This window comes from Isoptericola sp. Y581 (assembly GCF_059445475.1).
In genome coordinates this window covers 435,465-461,116 of record NZ_JCAIUK010000002.1, presented here as the reverse complement: position 1 = coordinate 461,116, position 25,652 = coordinate 435,465, and the positions used below count along the sequence as shown (strand labels likewise).

25 protein-coding genes are annotated in these 25,652 nt (G+C 74.2%); 11 read left to right on the top strand and 14 right to left on the bottom strand.

Annotated elements, in window-relative coordinates; translation table 11 throughout:
* Position 1: 1 nt before the first annotated feature.
* Together AC1C2W_RS05215 and ileS are read right to left on the bottom strand one after the other, a co-directional pair.
* Positions 2 to 493: a nitroreductase/quinone reductase family protein gene (locus AC1C2W_RS05215; protein ID WP_495412558.1), complete on the bottom strand. Its 492-nt coding sequence runs from the start codon at positions 491 to 493 to the stop codon at positions 2 to 4.
* 65 nt (positions 494 to 558) lie between these two features.
* On the bottom strand, positions 559 to 3,966 hold the full coding sequence (gene ileS, locus AC1C2W_RS05210) for an isoleucine--tRNA ligase (protein WP_495412557.1): 3,408 nt from the start codon (positions 3,964 to 3,966) through the stop codon (positions 559 to 561).
* Between the two features lie 407 nt (positions 3,967 to 4,373).
* Here ileS and AC1C2W_RS05205 point away from each other — a divergent pair, with 407 nt between their 5' ends.
* Positions 4,374 to 5,957 (top strand): HNH endonuclease signature motif containing protein, encoded by a 1,584-nt coding sequence (locus tag AC1C2W_RS05205; protein WP_495390245.1) that lies wholly within the window; start codon positions 4,374 to 4,376, stop codon positions 5,955 to 5,957.
* 105 nt (positions 5,958 to 6,062) lie between these two features.
* The gene (locus AC1C2W_RS05200) at positions 6,063 to 6,668 is read left to right on the top strand and encodes a LysE family translocator (RefSeq protein WP_495390244.1); all 606 of its coding nucleotides are present in this window, start codon (positions 6,063 to 6,065) and stop codon (positions 6,666 to 6,668) included.
* On the opposite strand, the gene AC1C2W_RS05195 is transcribed toward AC1C2W_RS05200, so the two are convergent.
* The 3 genes from AC1C2W_RS05195 to AC1C2W_RS05185 all read right to left on the bottom strand — a co-directional run bounded on the left by AC1C2W_RS05195 (position 6,655) and on the right by AC1C2W_RS05185 (position 9,555).
* Entirely contained in the window at positions 6,655 to 8,205 is a 1,551-nt protein-coding gene (locus tag AC1C2W_RS05195; RefSeq protein ID WP_495412556.1) for a molybdopterin-dependent oxidoreductase, read from the bottom strand. The genes AC1C2W_RS05200 and AC1C2W_RS05195 overlap by 14 nt on opposite strands.
* A 71-nt stretch (positions 8,206 to 8,276) precedes the next feature.
* Complete coding sequence (locus AC1C2W_RS05190; RefSeq protein ID WP_495390242.1) at positions 8,277 to 8,828, bottom strand: hypothetical protein; 552 nt, start codon at positions 8,826 to 8,828, stop codon at positions 8,277 to 8,279.
* 34 nt (positions 8,829 to 8,862) lie between these two features.
* Complete coding sequence (locus tag AC1C2W_RS05185; protein WP_495390241.1) at positions 8,863 to 9,555, bottom strand: winged helix-turn-helix transcriptional regulator; 693 nt, start codon at positions 9,553 to 9,555, stop codon at positions 8,863 to 8,865.
* A 159-nt stretch (positions 9,556 to 9,714) separates the two neighbouring features.
* Between AC1C2W_RS05185 and AC1C2W_RS05180 the strand changes: the two genes are divergently transcribed.
* A complete protein-coding gene (locus AC1C2W_RS05180) occupies positions 9,715 to 10,551 on the top strand; it encodes a class I SAM-dependent methyltransferase (protein WP_495390240.1) in 837 nt (278 codons plus the stop codon).
* A 29-nt stretch (positions 10,552 to 10,580) separates the two neighbouring features.
* Here AC1C2W_RS05180 and AC1C2W_RS05175 read toward each other — a convergent pair whose 3' ends face one another.
* The gene (locus AC1C2W_RS05175) at positions 10,581 to 11,342 is read right to left on the bottom strand and encodes a tyrosine-protein phosphatase (RefSeq protein ID WP_495390239.1); all 762 of its coding nucleotides are present in this window, start codon (positions 11,340 to 11,342) and stop codon (positions 10,581 to 10,583) included.
* Between the two features lie 196 nt (positions 11,343 to 11,538).
* Here AC1C2W_RS05175 and AC1C2W_RS05170 point away from each other — a divergent pair, with 196 nt between their 5' ends.
* The 3 genes from AC1C2W_RS05170 to AC1C2W_RS05160 all read left to right on the top strand — a co-directional run bounded on the left by AC1C2W_RS05170 (position 11,539) and on the right by AC1C2W_RS05160 (position 14,527).
* The gene (locus AC1C2W_RS05170; RefSeq protein WP_495412555.1) at positions 11,539 to 12,570 is read left to right on the top strand and encodes a putative F420-0 ABC transporter substrate-binding protein; all 1,032 of its coding nucleotides are present in this window, start codon (positions 11,539 to 11,541) and stop codon (positions 12,568 to 12,570) included.
* An 89-nt stretch (positions 12,571 to 12,659) separates the two neighbouring features.
* Positions 12,660 to 13,655: a putative F420-0 ABC transporter permease subunit gene (locus AC1C2W_RS05165; RefSeq protein WP_495412647.1), complete on the top strand. Its 996-nt coding sequence runs from the start codon at positions 12,660 to 12,662 to the stop codon at positions 13,653 to 13,655.
* Positions 13,652 to 14,527, top strand: a complete 876-nt coding sequence (locus AC1C2W_RS05160) for an ATP-binding cassette domain-containing protein (RefSeq protein WP_495412554.1) — start codon at positions 13,652 to 13,654, stop codon at positions 14,525 to 14,527. The genes AC1C2W_RS05165 and AC1C2W_RS05160 overlap by 4 nt, the downstream gene beginning before the upstream one ends.
* Before the next feature lie 5 nt (positions 14,528 to 14,532).
* Here AC1C2W_RS05160 and AC1C2W_RS05155 read toward each other — a convergent pair whose 3' ends face one another.
* The gene (locus tag AC1C2W_RS05155) at positions 14,533 to 15,021 is read right to left on the bottom strand and encodes a CoA-binding protein (RefSeq protein WP_495412553.1); all 489 of its coding nucleotides are present in this window, start codon (positions 15,019 to 15,021) and stop codon (positions 14,533 to 14,535) included.
* Positions 15,022 to 15,077: 56 nt separating this feature from the next.
* Complete coding sequence (locus tag AC1C2W_RS05150; RefSeq protein WP_495390235.1) at positions 15,078 to 15,539, bottom strand: anthrone oxygenase family protein; 462 nt, start codon at positions 15,537 to 15,539, stop codon at positions 15,078 to 15,080.
* A gap of 50 nt (positions 15,540 to 15,589) precedes the next feature.
* On the opposite strand from AC1C2W_RS05150, the gene AC1C2W_RS05145 reads away from it, so the two are divergent.
* Positions 15,590 to 16,087 (top strand): PNPOx family protein, encoded by a 498-nt coding sequence (locus AC1C2W_RS05145; protein ID WP_495412552.1) that lies wholly within the window; start codon positions 15,590 to 15,592, stop codon positions 16,085 to 16,087.
* Positions 16,088 to 16,264: 177 nt separating this feature from the next.
* Positions 16,265 to 16,870, top strand: a complete 606-nt coding sequence (locus AC1C2W_RS05140) for an HhH-GPD-type base excision DNA repair protein (protein WP_495412551.1) — start codon at positions 16,265 to 16,267, stop codon at positions 16,868 to 16,870.
* Positions 16,871 to 17,089: 219 nt separating this feature from the next.
* Here AC1C2W_RS05140 and AC1C2W_RS05135 read toward each other — a convergent pair whose 3' ends face one another.
* Entirely contained in the window at positions 17,090 to 18,199 is a 1,110-nt protein-coding gene (locus AC1C2W_RS05135) for a P1 family peptidase (RefSeq protein ID WP_495390232.1), read from the bottom strand.
* Complete coding sequence (locus tag AC1C2W_RS05130) at positions 18,196 to 18,690, bottom strand: MerR family transcriptional regulator (RefSeq protein ID WP_495412550.1); 495 nt, start codon at positions 18,688 to 18,690, stop codon at positions 18,196 to 18,198. The genes AC1C2W_RS05135 and AC1C2W_RS05130 overlap by 4 nt, the downstream gene beginning before the upstream one ends.
* A 70-nt stretch (positions 18,691 to 18,760) precedes the next feature.
* Here AC1C2W_RS05130 and AC1C2W_RS05125 point away from each other — a divergent pair, with 70 nt between their 5' ends.
* Both AC1C2W_RS05125 and AC1C2W_RS05120 read left to right on the top strand, forming a co-directional pair.
* Positions 18,761 to 19,711 (top strand): NAD(P)/FAD-dependent oxidoreductase, encoded by a 951-nt coding sequence (locus AC1C2W_RS05125; protein WP_495412549.1) that lies wholly within the window; start codon positions 18,761 to 18,763, stop codon positions 19,709 to 19,711.
* A 50-nt stretch (positions 19,712 to 19,761) separates the two neighbouring features.
* Complete coding sequence (locus tag AC1C2W_RS05120) at positions 19,762 to 20,184, top strand: phosphoglycerate mutase family protein (protein WP_495412548.1); 423 nt, start codon at positions 19,762 to 19,764, stop codon at positions 20,182 to 20,184.
* On the opposite strand, the gene AC1C2W_RS05115 is transcribed toward AC1C2W_RS05120, so the two are convergent.
* Genes AC1C2W_RS05115 through AC1C2W_RS05100 form a run of 4 tightly spaced genes read right to left on the bottom strand, consistent with a single transcriptional unit; the run spans position 20,111 to position 24,764 of the window.
* Positions 20,111 to 20,887 carry a DeoR/GlpR family DNA-binding transcription regulator gene (locus tag AC1C2W_RS05115; protein WP_495390228.1) on the bottom strand — a complete coding sequence of 259 codons (777 nt, stop codon included), beginning with the start codon at positions 20,885 to 20,887 and terminating at the stop codon, positions 20,111 to 20,113. The two genes, AC1C2W_RS05120 and AC1C2W_RS05115, sit on opposite strands and share 74 nt — an antisense overlap.
* Positions 20,884 to 21,936: a 4-hydroxythreonine-4-phosphate dehydrogenase PdxA gene (pdxA, locus tag AC1C2W_RS05110; RefSeq protein WP_495412547.1), complete on the bottom strand. Its 1,053-nt coding sequence runs from the start codon at positions 21,934 to 21,936 to the stop codon at positions 20,884 to 20,886. Before pdxA ends, AC1C2W_RS05115 begins: the two co-directional genes overlap by 4 nt.
* A 24-nt stretch (positions 21,937 to 21,960) precedes the next feature.
* Entirely contained in the window at positions 21,961 to 23,277 is a 1,317-nt protein-coding gene (locus tag AC1C2W_RS05105; RefSeq protein WP_495390226.1) for a four-carbon acid sugar kinase family protein, read from the bottom strand.
* A 2-nt stretch (positions 23,278 to 23,279) separates the two neighbouring features.
* Positions 23,280 to 24,764 (bottom strand): GntP family permease, encoded by a 1,485-nt coding sequence (locus tag AC1C2W_RS05100; RefSeq protein ID WP_495412546.1) that lies wholly within the window; start codon positions 24,762 to 24,764, stop codon positions 23,280 to 23,282.
* A 162-nt stretch (positions 24,765 to 24,926) separates the two neighbouring features.
* On the opposite strand from AC1C2W_RS05100, the gene AC1C2W_RS05095 reads away from it, so the two are divergent.
* Positions 24,927 to 25,496 carry a TetR/AcrR family transcriptional regulator gene (locus AC1C2W_RS05095; protein WP_495390224.1) on the top strand — a complete coding sequence of 190 codons (570 nt, stop codon included), beginning with the start codon at positions 24,927 to 24,929 and terminating at the stop codon, positions 25,494 to 25,496.
* The last annotated feature ends 156 nt before the right edge of the window (positions 25,497 to 25,652 follow it).

Below are 25,652 nucleotides of genomic sequence, written 5' to 3'. Positions count from 1 at the left end.
CTCAGCGCGGCTCGAGCACGACGACGGGCGTCTCGCGGGCGCGGTGCGCGGCGAACCGGTCGATCTCGCCCCAGCCCCGGGAGGCACCGCACAGCGCCCAGAGGCGCTGCCGCTCCTCGCCGGCCGCCTCGCTGCCGCGGACCGGTCTGGGGCCGTCGACGGTGTCGACGTCGGCCTGCGGGCGCGCGCGCAGGTTGAGCCACCACGCCGGCGGCGGGTCGCCCCAGCCGTTCATGGCCAGGGTGACGTAGCGACCGCCGTCCTCGACGTAACCGAGGATGACCGCGCGCTCCTGGCCCGACCGGCGGCCGACGACCCGCAGCCGCAGGAGGCCGAAGCCGCTGGGCCTCGGCCTCCGCAGCAGGAAGCGGCCCCCCGCGAGGTGGTACATCCCGCGCTGGAGCTTCCACGCCGACCGGACGAACCAGCGCGGGGGCAGCCAGGGGCGCCCCGCGTCGGAGTCCTGGTCGGGGGTGGTGGGGCTCGCGTCCATGGCGTCCTTCGGTACGGTCCGTGCCGTCAGCCCTAGGGTGCCGCCACGCCCCGTCCGGCGGAACGTCAGCCGGCGCGGTTCACCCGCACCGTCCGCTCGCCGTCCTCGCCCGTCGACCCGGCCGTCACCGTCAGCGACACCGCGAGCGTCTCGCGCGCGATGAGCTCCCGGTACGCCTCGACGGCGGGCACGTGGTCGGCGGGCACGACGAGGGCGAGCTCGATGCGGTCGCTCACCTCGAGGCCGGCGGCCTTGCGGGCGTCCTGCACGTCGCGGATGACGTCGCGGGCGTAGCCCTCGGCGCGCAGCGCGTCGTCGAGCGCGAGGTCGAGGACGACGAACCCGCCGCCGGGCAGGACGGAGGCGGCACGGGTCTCGACAGGCTCGACCGACGACCCGGTGCCCACCACGGTCGTGAGGTCGTACTCGGACTCCAGCAGCGGCTCGAGGCCCGCCTCCGTGGTCACGACCACCGCGCCGTTCTCGTCACGCGTCCACGCCCCGGCCTTCGCGGCCCTGATGACCGCCTGCACGCCGCGGCCCAGGCGCGGCCCGGCGGCGCGGGCGTTCACCGCGAGCCGCTCGGTGATGCCGAACCGCTCGGAGGCCTCGGCGTCGGCCTCGACGAGGTCCACGGCCTTGACGTTGAGCTCGGAGGTCAGCAGACCCACGTAGTCCGCGAGCGCCTCCGGGTCCGGCACGGCCACGGTCAGCCGGGCCAGCGGCTGGCGCACGCGCAGCTGGTTCGCCTTGCGCAGCGCGAGCGCGCTGGAGACGACGGCCCGCACCTCGTCCATGGCCGCGACCAGCTCGTCGTCGCGCACCAGGGCCGGCTCCACGGCCCCCGCCGCACCCTCCGACGTCGCCGGCCAGTCCGTGAGGTGCACCGAGCGCCCGCCGGTGAGCCCGCGCCAGACCTCCTCGGTCAGGAGCGGGGCGAGCGGGGCCATGACGCGGGTCAGGGCCTCGAGCGCGGTGTACAGGGTGTCGAACGCGTCGGCGTCCTCCTCCCAGAAGCGGTCGCGCTGGGTGCGCACGTACCAGTTGGTGAGGGCGTCCAGGTGCTCGCGCACCGACTCGCAGGCGCCGGCGATGTCGTAGGCGTCGAGCTGCGCCGTGACCGTCGCGACGAGGTCGTGCGTGCGCGCCAGCAGGTACCGGTCGAGGGCCGGCAGGCCGGCCGCGCGCTCCGGCGTGACGGGCTTCGCGGTGTAGCCCGTGCCGCCGCCCTCGGAACCGCCCGCGCTGTTCGCGTACAGGGTGAAGAAGTAGTACGTGCTCCACAGCGGCAGCAGCACCTGCCGCACGGCGTCGCGGATGCCGTCCTCCGTGACGACGAGGTTGCCGCCGCGCAGGATGGGGCTCGCCATGAGGAACCAGCGCATCGCGTCCGAGCCGTCGCGGTCGAAGACCTCGGAGACGTCGGGGTAGTTGCGCAGCGACTTGCTCATCTTGCGGCCGTCGGAGCCCAGCACGATGCCGTGCGAGACGGCGCTGCGGAACGCGGGGCGGTCGAACAGCGCGGTGGCGAGCACATGCAGCGTGTAGAACCAGCCGCGGGTCTGGCCGATGTACTCGACGATGAAGTCACCCGGGTAGTGGTGCTCGAACCAGTCGGCGTTCTCGAACGGGTAATGCACCTGGGCGTACGGCATCGAGCCGGAGTCCACCCACACGTCCATGACGTCCTCGACGCGGCGCATCGTGGACTTCCCGGTCGGGTCGTCGGGGTTGGGGCGCACCAGGTCGTCGACGAAGGGGCGGTGCAGGTCCGGCTCGCCGTCCGGGCCCAGGGGCAGTCGGCCGAAGTCGGCCTCGATCTGCTCGAGCGACCCGTAGACGTCGATGCGCGGGTACGCCGGGTCGTCCGACTTCCACACCGGCACGGGCGATCCCCAGAACCGGTTGCGGGTGATCGACCAGTCGCGGGCGTTCTCCAGCCACTTGCCGAACTGGCCGTGCTTGATGTGCTCGGGCGTCCAGGAGATCTGCTCGGCCAGCTCGAGCATGCGCTCCTTGATCTTGGTGACCTCGACGAACCACGACGACACGCCCATGTAGATGAGCGGCTGCCGGCAGCGCCAGCAGTGCGGGTAGGAGTGCGCGTACGACTCGCGGCGCAGCAGCACCGTGCCGGACGTCGTGGAGCCGGCCTCCGCCTCCCCGCGGGTGCGTGCCTTGAGGTGGTCGATGATGGGCAGGTTCGCGTCGAAGACCTGCAGCCCCGCGTACTCGTCGACGGGGTGCGTGAACTTGCCGTCCGCGCCCACGGGCATCACGGACGCGACGCCCTCGCGGTCGCAGACGATCTTGTCGTCCTCGCCGAACGCGCCGGCGCTGTGCACCAGGCCGGTGCCGTCCGTCGTCGTGACGAAGTCCGCCTCCACCACGCGGTGCGCACGCTCGCGCCCCTCGTAGTAGCTGAACGGCGGGGCGTACGACACACCGAGCAGGTCGCGGCCGGTGAGCTGCCCGACGACGCGCGGCGCGTCCTCGCCCTCGTCCGTGAGCTCTCGGGCGTAGCCGTCGACACGCGCCGCGGCGAGCACGTAGCGCTGCGGCGTGCCCGTGAACGACGACTCGACGACGACATAGTCGATGTCCAGCCCCACCATGACCAGCAGGTTGGACGGCAGCGTCCAGGGCGTCGTCGTCCAGATGAGCAGCTTGTCGCCGGGGCGGACCCCGCCGCCGTCCTTGCCGGTCGAGCCCGCGCCGTCCTGAGCCTGTCGAAGGGTCGAGACCACGTCGAAGCCCACCGTGACCGCCGGGTCCTGCCGGGTCTGGTAGACGTCGTCGTCCATGCGCAGCTCGTGGTTGCTGAGCGGCGTCTGGTCGTTCCAGCAGTACGGCAGCACGCGGAAGTCCTCGTAGACGAGGCCCTTGTCGTACAGGGTCTTGAAGCCCCAGAGCACGGACTCCATGTACGTGGCGTTGAGCGTCTTGTAGTCGTGGTCGAAGTCGACCCAGCGCGCCTGGCGGGTCACGTAGTCGCGCCAGTCCGAGGTGTAGCGCAGCACCGACGCGCGGCAGGCGGCGTTGAACTTCTCGATGCCCAGCTCGACGATCTCGTCCTTGGTCTTGATGCCGAGCTGGCTCATCGCCTCGAGCTCGGCCGGCAGGCCGTGCGTGTCCCAGCCGAACCGGCGCTCCACGTGCTTGCCGCGCATGGTCTGGTAGCGCGGCACGACGTCCTTCGCGTACCCGGTGAGCAGGTGGCCGTAGTGCGGCAGGCCGTTGGCGAACGGCGGGCCGTCGTAGAAGACGAACTCGTTGCTGCCGTCCTGGCCCGCCGGGTTCTTCGCGACCGACGCGCGGAACGTGTCGTCGGCAGCCCAGAAGTCCAGGATCTCCCGCTCGATGGCCGGCAGGTCCGGGGACGCGGGGACGCCGGCGATGCCGAAGGCTGCGCCCTGCTGATCGGCCGACTGGTCGGGCTGCGGGTCGGACGAGCGGTGCTGGGGGTAGGCCATGGGGGGGCTCCTGTGCGAACGAGCTGGCGGTGGTACGGGTCGACGTCGCTGCTGCCGTGCGAGGACGATGCCCCCGCCCGAAGGCGCGGGTCCCGCGGTACCACCCCGCTTGCGGACGTCGATGGTGCTGACACCCGCCGCTCGTTCACGGCTGTGACGGGCCTACCCGTCCGGTTCTACTAAGGCTGAGGTGCGGCCGGTTCTTCCGGAGGCTCACCGGTGATGGCCGGGTCGATGCCTGTGGGTCCATGGTAGCCAGGCGCGCAACCCGGTGCGCATCCCTGCGGTACATGGCGGCATGCTCGTGCGGCGGCAGGCGCCACACCGCGCCCCGCGCCCGGCATTTCGGCAGCCTCACGTCGGCCTGAGGGCTAGAACATACGTTCGATTTCCGGTATCGTTGATCCATGACGACGACGCATCCCGAGCAGGCCGGCACACCCGCCGCCGCGGGTGCGTGGCGCGCCGAGCTCGACCGGCTGCTCGGGTTGGATCTGGGCCCCCTGCCCGTCGCCCAGGCCGCCGAGGTCGATCGCGCACGGGCGGTCCTCGCCGGCGAGGATCCCCGCGGCCGTTTCGCTGACGACGCCATCGACGCGTTCGTCCCACCGGGACCCAGCGCCGGACGCGGGGACGGTTCCAGCAGCTCCACGGTCGCGCGCCTGCCGAGCCTCGACGACACCATGGCGAGGCTGGAGGCGGTGCAGGCGCAGATCGCGCGCCTCGAGGCCGAGCGCGCGGCACTGGCGGCGCGCCTCGCGGCCCAGGCCGCGGAGTGCGAGAGCGCGCTCCTCGACGAGTCGGACCCGATGACCGCCCGCGCGGACACCGCCCGCCGGGACGAGCTGGCGTACCGAGCCGTGGTCGCGGACCTGGCCACCGCCCTGCACCTCGGCGAGACCGCCGCCGGCACCCTGCTCGACCACGCGTGCACCCTCACTGACCACGCCCCGCGGATGCTCGCCCTCCTCGCCGAGGGACGCACCTCCTGGCGGCACGCGAGCATCCTCGCGGGCCAGGTCGGCGATCTCGATCCCGCCGCCGCTCGCTCCGTGGAGACCGGCGTCCTGCACGCCGCGACCACGAGCACCCCCGCCCAGTTCGTCCGCGCCGTCCGCCGCGCCCGCGACCTGGCACACCCCACACCCCTGGACGTCCGGCACGCGGACGCCCGCCGCCACCGCGGCGTGTGGGTCGACCCCGGCCGCGACGGCATGGCGTGGCTCACCGCGCACCTGCCCGCCGTGCACGCCCACGCCGTCGCCGATCGGCTCGACGTGCTCGCCGACCGCCTCCACGACGACGGCGACCCCCGCTGTCGCGGGGAGCTGCGCGCCGACGCGCTGACGGACCTCCTCCTCGACGACGGCACCCTCGATCTCCCGCCCGGCACCGGCGCCCCCGGATCGCTCGCGCCCCTGGCCCGCGCCGTCCGTCCGCGCGTGAACGTCACCGTCCCCGTCCTGAGCCTGCTCGGGATCACGGACGCCCCGGCGATCCTGGACGGGCACGTCCCGATCGACGCCGAGACCGCCCGGTCCCTGTGCGCCCACGCGCCGTCCTTCCGGCGCATCCTCACGCACCCCGAGACGGGCGTCGTGCTGTCCGTGGGGCGCAGCTCCTACGTCGTCCCCGCGGACCTGCGGGCGCTCCTGGCCGAGCGGGACGCGACCTGCCGCTTCCCCGGCTGCACCCGCCCCGCCGCCCGCAGCGACGTCGACCACACGGTGGCGTGGGCCGACGGCGGACAGACGCGGGCGGACAACCTGGCCCATCTGTGCCGCCGACATCACGTGACGAAGCACAGCACGCGGTGGACGGTCTGCCAGGTCGCCGGCACAGCCACGAGGAGCGACCCGCCCGACGGCACGCTCGAGTGGACGTCGCCGACGGGGCGGGTCCACCTCACGGAGCCCACCCGACCCGAGACCACCCGGCACAGGGCACCGCCGCAGCCCTTCCTGCCCGACGACCGCCCGCCGCCGTTCTGACGCGCCCGGCCGTAACGCGACGCCCTGACCATCCCTGACGGCCTGCTCGCGTTCGCGCTCGTCGCCGGGCTGCTGACGATCGTCCCCGGGCTCGACACCGCACTCGTGCGGCGCAGCACCGTCGCCCGCTCGCGCTCGCAAGGGTTCGCGGCGTTGCTCGGGATCCAGTTCGGCACGCTGACCTGGGGCGTCGCCGCCGCCGCCGGCGGCGCGGCCGCGCTGCTCGCCGCCAGCCAGACCGCCTACCGCGTGCTCACCGTCGCCGGCGCCGCCTACCTGGTCTGGTTGGGCGTGTCGATGATCCGAGGGTCGTTCCGCCGCGCCCGCGGGGACGACGCCGAGCCGGACGTGCCGCTCCCCACGGGCGACCGACGGCGCGACTTCACGATGGGCCTGGGCACCAACCTGATGAACCCCAGGGTCGGCGTGTTCTCCGTCGCGACGATCCCGCAGTTCGTGCCCGAGGGCGTGAACCCGCTGCTCATGGGCGCGTGCCCTCGCGCTGGTGCACTGCGTGCTGGGATCGGCATGGCTGTCCCTGGTCGCGCTCGGCGCCGGGTACCTCGGGCCGCGTCTGCGCCGGTCGTCCGCCGTGCGCTGGGTCGACCGCGTCACCGGCGGCGCGCTCGTCCTCTTCGGCGCCCGCCTGGCCGCGACCGCCAGGACCTGACGTCAGCGGCCCTCGGTCGTCCGTCCCTCACTGGATCGTGAGCTCGATGGTGTGCCAGCCGCTGGCGCCGTCGGGGGCGGGCGGCGCCTGCTCCTCGGTCTGGACGGTCCCGTCCGCGTCCGTCATGCGGACCGCGACGAGGTGGTCGCCCGGCGTGGCGTCCCAGTCGAGGCGCCACTGTCGCCAGGTGTCGGGGCCGACCGTGTCGGCGATCTCGGCCGCGACCCACGCGCCGTCGTCCACCCGCACCTCGACGCCCGCGACGCCGGTGTGCTGCGCCCACGCGACGCCGGCGAGGGTCACGGTCCCGGCGGGCAGGTCGTCGCCCGGGCGCGGGACGTCGATGCGCGACGAGAGCTTGATCGGCCCGAGCGCCGACCAGCCGCGCGGCGTCCAGTACGCCTGGTCGTCGGTAAACCGGGTGACCTTGAGCTCGGTGACCCACTTGGTCGCCGACACGTACCCGTACAGCCCCGGCACGACGAGCCGCGCGGGGAAGCCGTGCTCGGCCGGCAGCGGCTCGCCGTTCATGCCGATCGCGAGCAGGCAGTCGCGGCCGGCCTCCTGCAGCACCTCCAGGGGCGTGCCGGCGGTGAAACCGTCCGTGCTGCGCGACAGCACCATGTCGGCGCCGGCCTGCGGCTTCGCCCGGGCGAGGAGCTCGCGGACGGGGTACCCGAGCCACAGCGCGTTGCCGATGAGGTCGCCGCCCACCTGGTTGGAGACGCACGCGAGCGTGACGTGGTGCTCTTCGAGGGGCAGTGCCAGCAGGTCGTCCCAGGTGAGCGTGAACGGCTCGTCCACCAGGCCCGACACCGTCAGCGTCCAGTCGCCGGGGTCCACCTGCGGCACGACCAGCGCGGTGTCGATCCGGTAGAACTCCGGGTTCGGCGTGACGTAGGGGGCCGCGCCCGCCACGCCGAGGTCCGCGCCGGCCGGCACGGCGGGTGCGGGCACCGACGGGCGGGGCAGCCGGATCGCGTCGCGCGCCGCCTGCACGGCCCGGCCGCCCGCCGACACCGCGCGCGACGCCGCGACGCCCACGACCGCCCCCACGGCGGTCAGCGCGGTCCAGGTGAGGAAGCGTCGCCGGTCGAGGGGCTCCCCCGCGGCACGCGGCTCCGTGAGGTCGACCTCCGGTGCCGGCAGCGCCTGCAGCAACGCCCGGAGCAGCGCGACGGCGGCCCCGACACCGACGAGGCCGGGCAGCGCCCAGGCGATGTTCGCCCCGGGCCGGCCGGCGGCGAGGACCGCCGCTACGACGCCAACAGCGAGCAGCAGCACGACGCCCCAGGGCGGGCGGCGGCGCTCCAGGAGCCCGGCGAGCGCCGCCCCCACCAGCGCCACGACGCCCATCACGGCGAGCAGCACGGCCTTGTCGGCCGTGCCGAACCAGGAGACCGCGAGCTCCTTGAGCCAGCCCGGCACGCCGTCGACGACGGTCGCCCCCGCGGCGAGGACCGGGCTCGACGACGGGTCGACGACCGCCGCGACCAGCTCGGCCACCGCGAGCCCGGCCGCCGTCGCGACCGCGCCCGCGAGCGCCGCCCACCACCCGTCATGCGTGCGGCGCCTCATCGGTGACGGTGCGGGCTCCGTCGTCCCCGTGCTGCCCATCACCCCAGCGTCCCACTCGGTCGGTAGGTGCGTCAGGCGCCAGGCTGGTTCGTGGACGGCGGACCGGGGTCGGGCCAGCCGGCGACGTGCCCGAGCCAGGCGATCGCCAGCCAGGTGCCCTGGACCACGATCTCGAGGTCTGGCCCGGCGAGCGTCGCGTCGCACCGGGTATCGAGCGACGGCGCACCCCGCACTCCCGGCGCGACGCGGAGGTAGCTCAGCTCGAGGGACGACGGTCCCAGCTCGGCATCGCCGCGCATTCCCGGGAGCACGACCCACACACGCTCGGCCGAGGCCCACAGATGGGGGCGGTCCGCCCAGGTAGCCGGCATCCAGGCGGCGGTGCCGCCGACGACGACACACGGGAGGTCGGCGACCCTCTCTGCGGGGTCACGCGGCACCCGAGGGCGGCCCGCCGCGAAGTCGGAGATGTCGCTCGTCGCGGCGGTACCTCCCGCGATCGCCAGCGCAACGTCCACTGCGGCCACGACCACCCCCGCGATCGCGACCGCGCTCCCACGCACGCTGGGACGCCGCCGGCGGGGTCGCCGCCACGTGATCGTGTCCTGGACCCGGGGCCTCATGCCGCCGTAGCGTAGGACCGACCGGCCATCGACGTCACGCCTTCGCGGGGACCTCGCCCGGTCGTGGCACCACCGCGAAGACGGACTGGCCCAGCCAGCGTGGCACCTGGCGGCGGGCGTCCTCGGGGCCGTGGAGCATGACCTCACCCGCGCGCAGGACACCGGACCAGGAGATGTCGCCCCGCCACAGCCGGGTGAGGGTGCGCAGCGGCGTGGTCACGACCACCCGCGCCTCGAACCCGGGGTCGTAGTCGCACACCTCGACCTGGCCGTCGCGCACCACGATCCACCACCGCGACACGCGCGGGGCGACGTCGGTCAGGACGAAGGCCACGACCGTGCGCTCCCGTGGCCAGGCGGCGACGTCGATGGTGCGGCGCATGTCCCACAGCAGGAGGTGCGGGTCGAGGTCGACCTCCCCGAGCCCGCCCACCCAGCGCGTGCCCCAGGCGCCGAGTGCCTCGACCACCGGCCGCAGCTCCTCGCCTGCCGACGTCAGGTGGTAGCGGGCGTGCCCCTCGGCGCCGGTACGGCGCACGACGCCGGCCCGCTCGAGGGTGTGCAGCCGCTTGGACAGCAGCGTCGGCGACATCTTCGGGTTGCCCCGCCGCAGCTCGTTGAACCGGGTGCTGCCCGCGAGCAGCTCGCGCACGACGAGCAGCGTCCACCGCTCGTCGAGCACCTCCATCGCCTTGGCGACAGGACAGAACTGGCCGTAGCCCGCCATGGGTCCAGTGAACGCCCGCGGGGCGGGCGCCCGCCAGTACAGATCCAGGACTTCAGCCGGTCCAGATCCGGCACTGGATCACCGCGCGCGCCCGCCGGACCGTGGAGTGGTCAGCACCGAGCACCCTGCTCGGAGCGAGCAGGAGCGAAGGAGCATCTCATGAGCGTCACGAACACCGGCCCGGTGCCGGCCGAGCTGCTGGACACGGTCCACACCAAGCACCGCGCCCTCTGGGCGTCGGGCGACTACCCCGCGGTCGCGGACCAGGTCATCCCGTCTCTGGGCGCCGTCCTGGTCGAGGCGTGCGACGTCGGGCCCGGCGACCGGGTGCTCGACGTGGGCGCCGGCTCGGGCAACGCGGCGATCCCCGCGGCTCTCGCGGGCGCCGACGTCGTCGCCTCCGACCTTTCCCCCGAGCTCCTGGAGGCCGGGCGTCGCCGGGCCGAAGAGCGCGGCGCCGTCCTGCGCTGGGAGGTCGCCGACGCGCACGCCCTGCCGTTCGACGACGGCGAGTTCGACGTCGTGATGTCGTGCGTCGGCGTGATGTTCGCGCCGTTCCACCAGCTCGCGGCCGGCGAGCTCGCGCGGGTCACCCGGTCGGGCGGCACGATCGGGAACATCGCCTGGACGCCCGGCGGCTTCATCGGCGAGATGTTCGCGACGCTCAAGCCGTACGCGCCCCCGCCGCCGCCCGGGGCCCTGCCGCCGCCGCTCTGGGGCGAGGACGAGCACGTGCGCGCGCTCCTCGGCGACCGCGTCACCGACCTCCGGACCGAGAAGCGCGGTCTCGTCGTGGACCGGTTCTCCTCGGGCGTCGAGTTCCGGGACTTCTTCAAGGCGACCTACGGCCCGACCATCGCGACGTACCGGTTCCTCGGGGACGACGCCGCCCGCGCCGCGGAGCTCGACGCCGCCCTCGCCGACCTGGGCGACCGGCACCTGAGTGACGGCGCGATGACATGGGAGTACCTCCTGGCACGCGCGACCCGGGCGTAGTCAGTCGGTATCGGTCAGCCGGGCGTGAGTCAGCCGAGCAGGCGACGACGGACCCGGTCGAGCTCCGGGTCCGTCACGCCGTGCACGCCCAGGTACGCCTCGACGTCCACGCCGTCGAGGAAGTCCTCGAGCGCCACGGCCAGCTCGTCGGACCAGGCGGCGAGCTCGTCGGGGTCGCGGTGGCGCTCGGTCGCCACGGCCGGCGCGTCGGACCGGGCGGCCGCGTGCGCGTTCATGGCGTGGACGGCCAGGAGGTAGTCCTCGACGACCGCGCGACGCTCCACACCGGCCAGGGTCAGGAGCATCGCGGTGATCATGCCGGTGCGATCCCGGCCCGCCGCGCAGTGGTAGACGACGGCGCCCTCGGGTGCCGCAGCGAACGTGCGGAACACGTCGGCGACCAGATCCGGCCACGTCGCGAGCACGCTCGGGTAGTAGCGCGGGGTGTCGAGGTGCGGGCGCCATGCCCGCATGAACTCCTCGTCGTCGGGGTCCTCGACCGGGACGGCGTGTCGCGTCACCGTCGGCGGCAGCTCGAGCGGCTCGACCTCGGCGGCGTTGCGCAGGTCGACGACGGTGCGGACGCCGGCGGCGGCCATCGCCGCCAGCCCGAAGGGACCGGCGGCGTCGAGCCGCGAGGTGCGGAAGTAGCGCCCGGCCCGGGTGCGTCCGCCGTCGGCGGTGGGCAGGCCGCCGAGGTCGCGGGCGTTCGGCAGGCCGCCCCAGCGCACCGCCCTCGGGTCGGCAGCGTTGTTGGCGTCGAGGGGAACGGCGTCCGTCGGGAGGGTCACGGGCGCCAGGCAACCACACGCCGCCGACGCGTACTAGGCTCGACGGCGGATCACGGGCCCGGTTCTGGCCCGTCGGCGCGACCCGGGCTGTGGGCCGCGGTTCCACCGGTGCGAGATGGCGCGCCGTCGTCCTCGGGGCGTCGTGAGACGTGATCGAGGCGTCACCCCGACCCGCCACGATCCCGGGAGATCCCGCGTGCCCCGCCGCACCCGCACCACCGTCCCTGCCCTGCTCACGCTGCCCGTCGTCCTGTCCGTCGTCGCGCTCGCCGGCTGCTCCCCCGGCACCGACGCCGCGCCCGGCGCCGCGGGCTCGCCAACGTCCGGCGCCGGCGGCACCAGCTATCCGCTGACCGTCGACAACTGCGGGTTCGAGACCACCGTCGACGCCGCGCCGCAGCGCGTCGTGACCGTCAAGTCGAGCACCACCGAGATGCTGCTCGCGCTGGGCCTGGGCGACCGCATCGTCGGGTCGGCGTTCCTCGACGGCCCGGTGCCCGACTCCCTCGCCGACGCCGCCGCCGACGTGCCCGCCGTCGCCGAGCCCATGGCCGACCAGGTGCCCGGGGCCGAGGCTGTCCTCGGCCTGGAGCCCGACCTCGTCTACACGGGCTGGGAGTCCAACCTCACCGCGGAGGGCGCGGGCGACCGCGAGACGCTGGCCAAGCTCGGCGTCGCGACGTACGTCTCCCCCGCCGCCTGCAAGGCCCCCGAGTACATGCCCGACCCGCTGACGTTCGATGACGTCTTCGCCGAGATCGAGGAGGCCGGCGAGGTCTTCGACGCCGCCGACGCCGCGGAGTCCCTCGTCGACGAGCAGCGGGAGTCCCTCGGGTCGGTGACACCTGACGAGCGCGGCCTCACGGCGCTCTGGTACTCCTCCGGCGACGACATCCCCTACGTGGGCGCCGGCATCGGCGCGCCGCAGATGATCATGGACGCCGTCGGGCTCGAGAACGTCGCGCGCGACGTGCAGGACACCTGGACGTCGTACGCCTGGGAGGAGGCCATCGAGGCCGACCCCGACGTCATCGTCCTCGTCGACGCGACCTGGAACAGCGCCGAGCAGAAGATCGAGCGCCTGGAGTCCCACCCGGCGACGGCGCGGATGACGGCCGTGCGCGAGGGCCGCTACCTCACCGTCCCGTTCCCGGCCTCGGAGGCGGGCGTGCGCAACGTCGACGCCGTCGTCGACCTCGCCGGACAGCTCGAGGGCCTCGACCTGTGACGACGCGGACCGCTCCCCCCGCAGCGCCGTCGGTCGAGCCTGTCGAGACCACGCCGCGGCCGACGACACGCCAGGGTGCTGCCTGGTGGCTGCCCGCGTCCGTCGTGGTGCTGGTCGCGACCGTGCTGGTGTCGGTGACGATCGGCCCGGCGGACCTGTCCGTCGCGGACGTCTGGCGGTCCGTCGCGACGCACCTCGGCCTCGGCGGCGCGCTCGGACTGGACCCGATCGGCGCCCTGCCCGACGGCATGGTGTGGGAGCTGCGCCTGCCGCGCGTGCTCACCGCCGCGGCGGTCGGCGCCGGGCTCGCGATCTGCGGCGTCGTCATGCAGTCCCTCACGCGCAACCCGCTCGCCGACCCGTACCTGCTGGGCCTGTCGTCCGGGGCGTCGCTCGGCGCGGTGCTGGTGCTTGTCGCGGGGCTGACGGTGCTGCTGCCCATCGCCGCCTTTGCCGGGGCGGTCGCCGCCCTCGTGGCCGCCCTCGGCCTGGCCGGCGCCATCGGCGCGATCACCCCGACCCGGACGGTCCTGGCCGGGCTCGCGGTGAGCCAGCTCGCCGCGGCGGCGACCAGCTTCGTCATCTTCTGGTCCGCGACGGGCGACTCCTACCGCGAGATCCTGTCGTGGCTCATGGGTTCGGTCGCGGGCGCGACCTGGAGCTCGGTGGCGATCGCCGGGATCGCGGTGCTCGTGCTCGGGACGCTGCTCGCGTCGACCGGCTCCATCCTGGACGCGTTCACGTTCGGCGACACGGCCGCCGCCGCGCTCGGCGTGCCCGTCGCGCGGGTGCGGTGGCTGCTGCTGGTCGGCGTCGCGCTGCTCACCGGGGCGCTGGTGTCCCAGTCGGGCTCGATCGGCTTCGTCGGCCTGATCCTGCCCCACGCCGTGCGGATGCTCACCGGCGCGCGGCACCGCCTGCTCCTGCCGCTGTCGGCCCTGTGCGGCGCGTCGTTCCTCGTGTGGGCCGACACCCTCGCCCGCACGGTCTTCGCGCCCCGCGAGGTCCCGGTCGGCATCGTCACCGCGGCCATCGGCGCGCCGGTGTTCGCCTTCCTGCTGTGGCGCGGACGGAGGATCGCATGAGCACGGATCTCGACACAGACGGCCGCACGAACACCGGCGCGACGACCCGGGACGACGCGCGCGCCTCGGGCGCCGGCCTTGACGCCGCGCGGGTCTCGTGGTCCACGAGCGGCCGGCTCATCCTCGACGGCGTGGACGTCGCCGCCCCGACGGGGGCCGTCGGCGGCCTGCTCGGCCCCAACGGGTCGGGCAAGTCCACGCTGCTGCGCGTGCTCGCGGGCGTGCTGCCGCCGTCGGACGCCGGCAGCTCGGACATCGACACCCACGCCCGCGTGACGTTCGCGGGCAGCGACCTCCTCGCGCTCCCTCGCCGACGCCGGGCCCGGGTGCTCGCGCTCGTCGAGCAGGAGGCGACCACGGACCTCCCCGTGACGGTGCTCGACGCCGCGCTGCTCGGCCGCATCCCGCACCGGCCGCTCCTCGCGGGCGACTCCCCGGGCGACCGCGCGGCGGCGCGCGCGGCCCTCGCCGCGGTGGGGATGGCGAACTTCGCGGACCGCGAGGTCGCGACCCTCTCCGGGGGCGAGCGCCAGCGCGTGCACATGGCGCGCGCCCTCGCCCAGGAGCCCGCGCTGATCCTGCTCGACGAGCCGACGAACCACCTCGACATCGCCGCCCAGCTCGACGCGCTGCGCGTGCTGCGCGACCTCGCCGACCGGGGCGTCGCGGTGCTGGCCGCCCTGCACGACCTCAACCTCGCCGCGCAGCACTGCGACCACGTCGTGCTGCTCTCGGGCGGAAGGGTCGTCGCCGCCGGGGCCGTGCGCGACGTCCTCGTGCCCGACGTCCTCGATCCCGTCTACGGCGTCCGCACCGAGGTGCTCACGCACCCACGCACCGGGCGGCCGGTGCTGGCGTTCAGCCCGCGCTGACCTGCCTACCGCCGACCCAGCTCGATGGCCGGGCAGCGGTCCATGACCATGTCGAGGCCGGCGGCGCGCACGCGCGCGGCGGCCTCCTCGTCGATCACGTCGAGCTGGAACCACACCGCCTTCGCGCCGATCGCGATCGCCTGGTCGGCGATGTCTCCCGCGAGCTCGGAGCGCACGAACACGTCCACGACGTCGACGGGGAACGGGATGTCGGCGAGGGTCGCGTAGCCCTGCTCGCCGTGCACCGTGGCGGCGCTCGGATGCACCGGAACGATCCGCTTGCCGGCTCGCTGCAGGATGCGGGACACGCCGTAGGCCGCGCGCTCAGTGTTCGTCGACAGGCCGACGACGGCCCACGTCGTCGTGTCGTCGAGGACGCGGTCGACGACGGCCTCGGTAGCCGCGGCGGTGTCACCGCCCGTTTCGGCACTCGTGTCCGTGCTCGCCTCGGTGCTCGCCTCGGTGCCCGTCTCGGTGCTCTTCTCCGTGGCCATGCCCGGTGCAACCTTCGGCCGCACCGGCCTGTTCCAGTCCCGCGGGTCCCGGATCCTCATGCGACCACCAGCGCCAGGACGGTGAGCACGCAGGACGCGGCGCACGCGACGGTCCGCACGTGGTTCCACCGGCTCCACGGGCGGTCGAAGGCCGCCCAGCCGGCGGCGTCGCGATGCGCCATGAGCCGGTCGTTGAGCGGCACGTTGCCGGCCGCCGTGACGACGAGCATGCCCACCACGGACAGCACGGTGGCGGCCACGAGGAGCCACGCCCCGTCGTACCCGCCGACGAGACCGACCGCGGCCGCGGCCGCGGGCACGAGCACCGCCGCGCCGAACAGGGTCATGAAGGGCGGGCGAACCGCGTCCTCGTTGATCGCGGCCATCGCCGCGGCCGCGTCCGCCGGGGCGAGCCTGCGCAGGCCCGCCGTCACGAACGTGGAGAACGCGGCGAACACCCCGCCCGCAAGTCCCGTAGCCAGCGCGCTCAGCACGACGAGCACCTCCCAGAGATTCATGGCACCCAGTCAACCAGCGGGGCAGGGCGGACCGCATCAGGATGGACGACATGCCGATGCCATCCGCCGCCGTCAAGGCCACCCAGACATTCAACCCGTACGCACTGAAGCTCTCGTCCCGGATCCCACCGTGGGCCACGGTGCACCACGTCGGCCGCAAGAGCGGGCGCCCGTACCGCACGCCCGTGGTCGCGTTCGCCGCCCGCGCCCCGATCGACCCGGCGTCGGTCGCGCGCCCGGGCGCGCCCGTCGAGATCGCCGAGCACCGCGACGTACTGGTCCTGACCCCGTTGCCCTGGGGACCGGACGTCGACTGGTGTCGCAACGTCCGCGCGGCCGGCTCCTACACCTTGACCCGCAAGGGTACCGACTACCGGGTGGACGACCTGCGTGTCATCGGCGCCGAGGAGGCGCGCGGGATGCTGGGCGGCTTCGTCGGCGCGAGCTCGAAGCTCGTCGGCGTCGAGCACTTCCTCGCCGGGCGACTGCGCCGGCTGCCCACGGACGGCACGGCCACCCGTTCGTCGACGACCTCGACCCCAGGCTGATCCCCGGGGCCGGACACATCCTCCCCGTCGACGAACCCCCATCGGGAGGGCCGAAGCTCATCCCCGCCAGACGGCGCCCGTCGGGGAGTCGCACCTCGTGGCCCAAGGCGAAACTCCGCTCATCCATGCGCAGATGCGACGACGCCGGCGACGACTGCCTCCGGCAAGATGGTCCTCATGGCTACCGACTTGTGGATCACCGGCGACACGGAAACGGACCAGCTGCTGAGCGACGACGCGTTCGCGCTGCTGATCGGGATGCTGCTCGACCAGCAGTACCCGATGGAGCACGCGTTCGCCGGGCCGCGCAAGATCCGCGACCGGCTGGGCAGCATCGACCCGCGCGCGGTGGCGGACGCCGACCCGGACGAGTTCGTCACCCTGGCGACCACTCCCCCGGCGATCCACCGCTACGGGCGCTCGATGGCGGGCCGCGTCCAGGCGCTGGCGCGCGTCGTGGTGGACGAGTACGACGGCGACGTCACCGCGATCTGGACCCGGCCGGGCGCCGACGGGCCGGCGACCGGGGGCGACGTGCTGGCGCGGCTGCGCGCGCTGCCCGGGTTCGGCGAGCAGAAGGCCAAGATCTTCCTCGCCCTGCTGGGAAAGCAGCGCGGCGTGCGGCCCGCGGGCTGGCGGGAGGCCGCCGGGCACTACGGGGACGAGGGCTCGCGTCGCTCGATCGCCGACGTCACCGACGCCGGGACGCTCGTGGAGGTGCGGGCGTTCAAGAAGGCGCAGAAGGCCGAGGCCAAGGCGGCGAAGCAGGGCGCGAAGGGCTGACCGGGCGGCACGGCCGGGCTCCGGTGACGGCGTCGCGCGCGGTGCACCCCCGCACAGCGCGACCGCCGTCGAGGCCCGTCGTCGGTCAGGGTGGATGCTCCGGCACGGGCGTGGAAGCCTGTGCCGGTAATCGATGACAGCGAATCGTTCGGAAGCGCTGCAACCACGTTCGACGTGGCGTCACAAGAGGTGCACGCGATCCGGAGGGCGTGCCCCGGGTCAGGCTGGCGGGGTTACCACGCCGGCGGCCGAGAGCCGCGCGAGTGCCACGTCGTGCGGGACGCCGCGTAGCGTTCCCCGGTGGCCCGCCGTCGTGGTGGCGGTGAACACCGAGGCGAGCAGCGCCTCCTCGACGGCGTCCATGGCGGCCGCGAACAGGGGGTTCAGCGCGTCGTCGGCCAGGAGCGCGGCGGCCGGGTCCGCCGTCGTGAAGGCGAGGCCGTAGTCGCCGCTCCCCTGCGCGAAGTCCGAGCCCACGCGGGACATGGCGAACACCGCCCGGCGCGCCACCCGCTCCAGCCGGCGCGCGTCCAGCGGCGCGTCCGTCGCGACGACGATCATGCAGGAGTTGCCGTCGTCCCCGGCGGTCGAGGTTTCGTCGGGCCCGACCAGCGAAGCGGCCAGCAGGTCCTCCGCGGGCAGGGGGACGCCGCGCACCGTCAGCATGCCCGAGAAGTTCGACTGCACGAGCGCGCCGACCGTCCACTCCTCGCCGACGCTGCCCCCACCGCCCGCTGCGACCACGCGCGACGACGTGCCGATGCCGCCCTTGTAGCCCAGCGCGGCGGTGCCGGCACCCGCGCCGACACAACCCTGCGGCACCGGGCCGGGCGCGGCGCCGTCGATCGCAGCGAGCACGTGCGCCTCGGTGATCGGCCGGGAGCGGATGTCCGACAGGTACCCGTCGTTCGTCTCCCCCACCACCGGGTTGAGCGTCCGCACGTCCTCGTAGCCGGGGCGCGCGAGCATGTGCGTCACCAGCGCGTCGGCCGCGCGGAACGCGGAGAGGGTCGCGGTGAGCAGGATCGGCGTCTCGATCGCGCCGAGCTGTTCCACCTGCGTCGCGCCGATCAGCTTGCCGAAGCCGTTGCCCACGAACAGCCCGCACGGCAGCGTGGGCCGCTGCCCCGGACCGGCGCCGAGCACGTCCGGTACGACGGCGGTCACGCCGGTGTGCAGGCGCTCGCCCTCGTGCAGGGTCGCGTGCCCCACCCGCACGCCCGCCACGTCGGTGATCGCGTTGGCCTCGCCCGTGGGCAGCGCGCCGACGACGATGCCGAGCTCGCGCGGCGTGGCCCGGGCGGGTGCGACAGGACCGACTGGGCTCATGCCGGCGCCCGCACGGGGACCAGGTGGGCCGGGTGCACCTCGCGCCAGGTGCGGGTGCCGTCCACGAGGTCCTGGACGTGCTCGCGGAAGTGGGGGCAGGTGGCGATGTCGTGGGCCCGGCACGCCAGCGCGTGCTCCGTCATGTGCCGCGAACGGTCGATCTCCTCCTGCCGTCGGTCGAGCTCGGCCAGGTGGGTGGTGAGCACCCGATGCCGCTCCGCGCTGCCGGTGTCGTGACCCCCGGCGTCGAGCAGCACCTGGATCTGCTCCAGGCTCATCCCCGCCACCTTGGAGCTGAGGATCGTCGCGACGCGCACGACGTCGTCCTGGCCGTAGCGGCGTCGTCCCGCGCCGTCGCGGGTCGGGGCGAGCAGGCCGACCTCCTCCCAGTACCGCAGCACGTGGGTCTCGAGGCCGAACCGTTCCGCGAGCTCGCCCACGCTCCACGTCGGGCACGACAGCAATTCCTCCGACACAGCGCTTGACTTCATGTTGACATGAAGTCACACGCTGGGGTCAGCACGCAACCCCGGACGGCTTCCCCATCATCAAGGAGCACCCATGAGCAGCGCCCCCACCCCCTCGATGCACGACGCGGTCGTCCTCGGCGCAGGCCCGGCGGGCCTGGCCGCCGCCCTCATGCTCGGGCGCACACACCGCGACGTCGTCGTGCTCGACTCCGGCGTCTACCGCAACGACCCCGCCGACGCGATGCACAACGTGCTCGGCTTCGACGGCACGCCGCCCGCCGAGTTCCGCGCCGCCGCGCACCGCACCCTGGCCGCGTACGACACGGTGGAGCTGCGCCGCGCCACCGCGCGCGAGGTCGCGCCCCTCGACGCGAGCTCGCCCACGGACGGGTTCGTCGTGCACACCGACGCCGGCGACGTGACCGCACGACGCCTGCTGCTCGCGACCGGCGTGCGCGACGAGCTGCCGGCAACCCCAGGCCTCGCCGAACTGTTCGGCACCGTCGCCGCGCACTGCCCGTACTGCCACGGCCACGAGTTCTCCGGCACCCCCGTCGCGATCCTCGGGGCCGGCCCCCACGCGCCGCGGGTCGCGGGGCTCATGGCGCGGATCGCGAGCCGGATCGTCGTCCTGGCCGACGGGGCAGACGTGGACCCCGAGGTCCGCGCGGCGCTGGACGCCGGGGGCGTCGAGGTCCGCGCGGACAAGGTGGAGCGGCTCGAGGCGGCGACGCTGGCCGGTGGCCGCGACGGAGCCCGCGCCGTCCTTGCCGACGGGGGCACCCTGGAGCTCGGGGGCATCATGGTCGCGCCGACCCTGCACCAGACGGCGCCGTTCGCGGCGCAGCTCGGCCTGGAGCTGCGCGACTCGGGTTCTGTCGCCGTCGACCCGATGGGCCGCACGAGCCTGGCCGGCGTCTTCGCCGCGGGCGACCTGGCGCACACGGCGGACTTCCCGATGCCCGTGAGCTCGGTGACGGCGGCGATGGCGGCGGGCCAGCTGGCGGCGGCCTCGATCGACGGCGACCTCCTCGCCTCCTGACCGGCCTCGCCCGCTGATCGCGTGGCCCTCCGTCCGTCCCGGCGGGCAGGATGGCGGGCATGACCCGCCACCTTTTCGTCGTCGCGCACCCGCACGCGGAGCACACGGCTCGCGACCTGGTCGGCGGCTGGTACGACTCGCGGCTCACGCCCCGGGGCCGGGCCGACGCCGACCGGGTCGCCGCGGAGCTCGGGCGGCGGCTGGCGCGCCGCGAGGATCCCGCCCGACCGGTCCGCGTCACGACCTCCGACCTCGCCCGGGCGGCGGAGGCCGCCGACGTCGTGGGCGCGGCGCAACCGGACTCTGGTGGAGCTCGCCGTGACGTCCCACCTGCGGACCCGCGCAGCAGGATGAGGCGCCGCGGGTCCGGGCGGCGCGGGTCCGGGCGGCGCGGGCGCCTCACCCCGCGACCAGCACCTCGACCCCGGCGTCGCGGTACCGGCCGATCACCTCGGCGTCGGCAGCGTCGGTGACCAAGGTCCAACCGTCCGGCAGCGGCGCCCACGCCGGTACCGCGCCACGCTCGAGCTTGGTCGCATCGGCCAGCACGACGGTGCGCCGGGCACGGTGGGCCGCGACCTCCTTGGTCTGGGCCTCGAGCGCGGTCACCTCGCCCACGCCATCGACCGGGTCGAGCGCGTCGACGGCCAGGAACGCGACGTCGACCATGAACCGCTCGAGCCCGAGGGTGGTCAGCGGCCCCACCAGACCGTGGCTCTTCGTGGTCACGGACCCGCCGAGCACCACGACGTCGAGGCCCGGCACGCCGGCGAGCATCAGCGCGTTCTCCAGCCCGCGGGTCAGCACCGTCAGCCCGGTGCGCCCGGTCAGGTGCTCGGCGAGCTGCGCCGTCGTCGAGCCCGCGTCGAGGAAGACCGTGCCCTCGTCGGGGACGAGCTCCGCGGCGCGCCGCCCGATCGCGGCCTTCGCCGGCAGGTTCACCCGCATCCGCTCGGCCAGGGCCCGCTCGTGGAAGGAAGCCTCGGCGGTGGCGCCGCCGTAGGTGCGGGTCAGCAGGCCGCGCGCCCCCAGGTGTGCCAGGTCGCGCCGCACCGTCGACTCGGAGATGCCGAGCCCCGCCGCGAGGTCCTCCACGCGCGTGGTGCCGCCGCGCACCAGGGTGACCAGCTGCTCGTGCCGTTCCCGGGTGCCGCGGCGCAGCTCAGCCTCGCTCATGCGCCCGAGCCCGGCGCGTAGGCGGCGCGGATGCGGTCCACGAACGGCGAGTACTCCACCGCGGCGAGGTACGCCGAGCGCATCGTCCCGGGTTCGGCCGTGCCGCTGCCGGCGATGTCGAACGCGGTGCCGTGGTCGACCGACGTGCGCAGGATCGGCAGGCCCACGGTCACAGAGATCGTGCCGTCGAAGTCGAAGGTCTTCGCCGCGACGTGTCCCTGGTCGTGGTACTGGGACAGGATCCCGTCGTAGCGCCCTGTCAGCCCGTGATGGAAGACCGAGTCGGCGGGGATCGGCCCGGACACGTCGAGTCCGGCCCGGCGGGCGTCGCCCACGGCGGGAGCCAGGTGCACGATCTCCTCGTCGCCGAACGCCCCGTTCTCCCCGCCGTGCGGGTTGATGGCCGCGACGGCGAGCCGCGGCGCCGGCACGCCGAAGACCTCGAGCGCCCGGGCGGCGCGCCGTATGGAGTCGAGCTGGGTCTCCCGCGTGATCGCGTCCAGCGCCTTGCGCAGTGCCAGGTGCCGGGTGGCGAAGAAGATGCGCAGGTGGTGCCCGGGGACGTGCGTGCTGCGCACCACGAACATGGTGTCCTGCTTCGTGACACCGGTGAGCTCGCCGAGCATCTCGGTGTGGCCGAGGTGCTCGCTGCCGGCGGCCCAGATGGCCTCCTTGTTGACCGGCCCGGTCACGACCCCGGCCACGGACCCGTCCAACGCGGCGCGGGCGGCGACCTCGATCGCGGTGACGGCAGCGCGCCCGGCCCGGGGGTCGACCTCTCCCCAGCCCGGCAGATCGGTGCCGAGCACCCCGATGTCGAAGACGTCGACGACGCCCTCGCCCGCCGGCTCGGCGTCCCACGAGCTCACAGCCCGCAGCTCGACGTCGAGCCCAAGCGCGCCGCGCGCCCGCTCGAGCGCCCCGAGGTCACCGACAGCGATCCCGTGGTGGGCGACGTCGCCGGCGTGCTCGGCGAGGGTGGCGAGGGTGATCTCCGGTCCGATGCCGACGGGATCCCCGACGGTGAGCGCGAGCACGGGACGAGTCATGGTGCGGTGTCCTTCCTTCGGCGTTCAGATCTCCTCGCGCGGCATCGCGGCGCGCACCCACCGGGCGCGCTGCGCTGCCGCGCGAGCGACGTGGTCCAGGCACGCGACCGCGGCGTCGGCGGCCCCGACGAGCCCGCCCTTGGTGGCTATCGGCAGGCCGTCCCACGGCCCACCCACGATCTCACCGGCGGTGGCGAGCGGCACCACCTCGTCGGTGACGGCGATGCCCCGCCCACCGAGTGCAGCCAGAACGGCGGTGGTGATGTCGCCGCCCGTGGTGTAGAGGCCGTCGACGGCGCACGACTCGAGCGCGCGGCGTACCACCCGACCGAGCGCACGCGGCAGGTCGGCCGACTGCTGCGCGGCCAGTGGCTGGACGTCGGCGGGCTCGAGCACGGTGGCGAGCAGGACGACGGAGCCCGGACAGGCCGACGCGAGCGCGTCGGTCAGGCGCGCGGCCGTGGCGTCGACGTCGGGCACGCACCCGCCCTCCGGCCGCACCACGACGACGTCACGCTCGGCAAGCAGCCGCTGCAGCTGGGTGCGGGTGAGCGCGGTCGCCGACCCGCAGACGGCGAGCAACGGAGCACCGCCGACGGCACTGGGGAGCAAGGCCTCGGCCAGCGCCACGGACCCCGGCCCGGGGTCGATGCCCACCCACAGCAGGTCGGGGTCCTCGCCGGCGACGGCCGCCGCCGCGCGGGCGAGCCGGGCCAGGTGGTCGTTGGTCAGGGCGTCGCCCAGCACGACATCGGCCCCGGAGCCCACGGCGTCGCGCACGGCCGCGCGCAGCCCGGCCTCGCCGTCGGTGACGGCGGACAGCGGCACCCCGGCGGTGCGCAGCGACGTGCCGCGGCCGAGAATCTCGGCCACGGACGACGTGGTGACCGGCGACCGCACGTCCCGGGCGAGCTCGGTCTCCTCCAACCGGACGCCGTCGAGCAGCTGCGTGCCCTCGACGGTGAACCGCCCGGCGTCCGGATGCGCCGGCACGCACAGCCCGACGACCCGCCGGCCGGCCAGCTCGCGCGCCGTGTGCAGCAGCGCCTCCGCGGCCACCCCCACGTTGCCGCGCAGCGTCGTGTCGATCCGCGAGCTGAGCAGCCGCACCGGCCACCCGGCTCGCACGGCTCGGGCCACCGTGTCGGCGGCGACCTCGGGCCGCGCATGCCGGGTGTCCGTGGTCGCGACGACGACGTCGAACCGGCTGTGGAATTCCGCGATCGCCTCCCACCGTCCGTCGTGCCCGACGGTCACGGACCGCCGACCAGCCCGGGCAAATCCGGCGGCGGCGGCGTTGGCGCCCGTAAGGTCGTCGGCGACGACGAGGATGTCAGCCACGGTCAAACGATCAGGCTGAGCACGAACAGGAGCGGGATAGAGCCTGCCCACACGGCGGTGGTGATGCCGGACCAGGCCCGCAGCGCGTCGGTGCCCTCGAGACCGGTGAACCGTGTGACGACCCAGAAGTATGAGTCGTTGAAGTAGCTGAACACCATGGACCCGGCGGTGCACGCCATCGCGGCCAGCAGCGGGTCGATGCCCAGCGGCTCGACGAGCGGTGCGGTCACGGAGGCAGCCGTGATCATCGCGACGGTGCCCGAGCCCTGCGCGATGCGCACGAGCGTCGCGATGAGGAACGGCACGAGGAACACGGGGAGGTTGATCGACGCGATGGCCTCGGCCAGGGCGTCACCCACCCCGGACTCGCGCAGCACCAGGCCGAACCCGCCCCCCGCGCCGGTGATGAGCAGGATGAGCCCGGCCGAGGATGCGGCGTCAGCGAGCCAGGTGTGCACCTTGCCACGCGGGGTCCAGCGCGGCAGCAGCACGTAGACGGCGAGGGCCATCCCGATCACGAGAGCCACGACGGGGTTGCCGAGGAAGGCGAACGGCACCACCCACGACGACGGCGTGTAGTCACCCTGCAGCACACCCTGCTGGTCGCGGTCGATCGCCGCGGTGACCGTGTTGAGCACGATGAGCAGCAGCGGGATGACCAGCGGCAGAGAGCCGAGGACGGCACCGACGCGGTGCGGTCCTGCGCCCTCCGGCGGCTCGCCGAGGTCGTGCGCCGGCGCGGCGTCGTCGTCGGTCGGCGCCGGGCCGTCATAGTCGTCGACGCCCGTGCCGGTGCCGGCGCTCGCACCCCCGGCGAACGTGGCGACCGGAATCCGGCCATACACCGCCTCCCGCACGGACGGGATGACCCTGTCCTCCAGCTGCGGGCCGACCCACTTGGCGTAGAGCACGACGACCGGCAGCAGGATCACCGTGAAGGCGAGACCGGTGACGATGAGCATGCCGAGGTCGACATTGAGGATGCCGGCGACCCCGAGCGGACCGGGCGTGGGCGGCACCATGTGATGTGTGAGCGTCATGCCGCAGCCCAGCGCGAGCGCGAGCGCGACGTACCCGCCACGCTTGACGCGGGCGATGGACCGGGCGAGGGGGTTCATGATGACGTAGCCGGAGTCGCAGAACACCGGGATCGACACCAGGGCGCCGACACTGCCCATGGCCCACTCCTCGCGGCCCTTGCCGAAGGCCTTGAGGAACGCGCGGGCGAGGGCGTCGGCGGCGCCGGAGACCTCGAGGATCTTGCCGATCCCGACCCCGAGACCGATGACGATGCCGATCGTGGCGAGGGTGTCGCCGAACCCGGTGGTGATCGAGTCGACGGTCTCCAGCAGGGGCTGGCCGGCGACGATCCCGGTGACCAGCGAGGCGAGGATCAGGGCGACGAACGCGTCCAGACGCGTCCGCAGCACGACGACGATGATCGTGGCGATGCCGAGCAGCAGGGCCACCAGGAGCTGAGGATCCACGGTTGTCCTTCCTTGGACGTGAGCCATCGGCGTTGACGACTCCACGTGATCAGACTCCGCGAGTATGGCGAAGGTTATTGCGCATGACAAGCATGAACATGCGGAGTCTGCGCAGAGCTACCCCGCGAGGACGTCCCTGCGCCCTGCAGGCAGGATGGAGCCGTGAACGTTGAGACCGGCGCACGGCCCTACCACCACGGCAACCTGCGGGGCGCGCTGCTCGATGCGGCGCGGGCCGCCATCGACGAGGGCGGCCCGGCCGCGGTGAGCCTGCGCGACCTGGCCCGCCGCGTCGGGGTGTCCCACGCGGCGCCCACGCACCACTTCGGGGACAAGCGCGGCCTGATGACGGCGCTCGCCACCGACGGGTTCGCGGCGCTGGCCGCCCGGCTGGCCGAGGCCTCCCCGGGCGCGATGGTCGACCTCGGGCTCGCGTACGTCGAGGTGGCGACCACGCGCCGGGCGGACTTCGCGGTGATGTTCCGCCCCGACCTGCTCGACACGGAGGACGCCGGCCTGCGCGCCGCGCAGCAGGCCGCGTGGGACGCGCTGCTCGCCGGCGTCACGGCGCTCCCCGCGGCGGCGCGCCCCGGCGGCGACCTGGTCGCGGCACGCGCAGCCTGGTCGTTCGCCCACGGTTTCGCGACGCTCTGGAACGCCGGGGCCATGACGCACGACGGCGAGTCGGCGACCGATGCCGCGCGCCCGATGCTGCAGCAGCACTTCGGCTGAGGCGGAGGTGCAGCGCAGGGTGAGGACCGAGGAACGAGGTACTCGCCCGGAACGGAACCGCAGACTCAGCCGACAGACACATCGGCTGAGGAAACGAATCTTGTCAACGTCAAGTTCGTCTGAGATCATGAACTTGCCATCGTCAAGATCGGAGCG

Bases quoted from the DNA above. Each gene is read 5' to 3' on its own strand.
- ileS (WP_495412557.1), bottom strand. From the start codon at position 3,966: ATGGCCTACCCCCAGCACCGCTCGTCCGACCCGCAGCCCGACCAGTCG.
- AC1C2W_RS05150 (WP_495390235.1), bottom strand. From the start codon at position 15,539: ATGAATCTCTGGGAGGTGCTCGTCGTGCTGAGCGCGCTGGCTACGGGA.
- AC1C2W_RS05180 (WP_495390240.1), top strand. From the start codon at position 9,715: ATGAGCGTCACGAACACCGGCCCGGTGCCGGCCGAGCTGCTGGACACG.
- AC1C2W_RS05145 (WP_495412552.1), top strand. From the start codon at position 15,590: ATGCCGATGCCATCCGCCGCCGTCAAGGCCACCCAGACATTCAACCCG.
- AC1C2W_RS05125 (WP_495412549.1), top strand. From the start codon at position 18,761: ATGAGCAGCGCCCCCACCCCCTCGATGCACGACGCGGTCGTCCTCGGC.
- AC1C2W_RS05195 (WP_495412556.1), bottom strand. From the start codon at position 8,205: ATGAGGCGCCGCACGCATGACGGGTGGTGGGCGGCGCTCGCGGGCGCG.
- AC1C2W_RS05155 (WP_495412553.1), bottom strand. From the start codon at position 15,021: ATGGCCACGGAGAAGAGCACCGAGACGGGCACCGAGGCGAGCACCGAG.
- AC1C2W_RS05115 (WP_495390228.1), bottom strand. From the start codon at position 20,887: ATGAGCGAGGCTGAGCTGCGCCGCGGCACCCGGGAACGGCACGAGCAG.
- AC1C2W_RS05135 (WP_495390232.1), bottom strand. From the start codon at position 18,199: ATGAGCCCAGTCGGTCCTGTCGCACCCGCCCGGGCCACGCCGCGCGAG.
- AC1C2W_RS05215 (WP_495412558.1), bottom strand. From the start codon at position 493: ATGGACGCGAGCCCCACCACCCCCGACCAGGACTCCGACGCGGGGCGC.
- AC1C2W_RS05140 (WP_495412551.1), top strand. From the start codon at position 16,265: ATGGCTACCGACTTGTGGATCACCGGCGACACGGAAACGGACCAGCTG.
- pdxA (WP_495412547.1), bottom strand. From the start codon at position 21,936: ATGACTCGTCCCGTGCTCGCGCTCACCGTCGGGGATCCCGTCGGCATC.
- AC1C2W_RS05190 (WP_495390242.1), bottom strand. From the start codon at position 8,828: ATGAGGCCCCGGGTCCAGGACACGATCACGTGGCGGCGACCCCGCCGG.
- AC1C2W_RS05120 (WP_495412548.1), top strand. From the start codon at position 19,762: ATGGCGGGCATGACCCGCCACCTTTTCGTCGTCGCGCACCCGCACGCG.
- AC1C2W_RS05160 (WP_495412554.1), top strand. From the start codon at position 13,652: ATGAGCACGGATCTCGACACAGACGGCCGCACGAACACCGGCGCGACG.
- AC1C2W_RS05185 (WP_495390241.1), bottom strand. From the start codon at position 9,555: ATGGCGGGCTACGGCCAGTTCTGTCCTGTCGCCAAGGCGATGGAGGTG.
- AC1C2W_RS05205 (WP_495390245.1), top strand. From the start codon at position 4,374: ATGACGACGACGCATCCCGAGCAGGCCGGCACACCCGCCGCCGCGGGT.
- AC1C2W_RS05130 (WP_495412550.1), bottom strand. From the start codon at position 18,690: ATGAAGTCAAGCGCTGTGTCGGAGGAATTGCTGTCGTGCCCGACGTGG.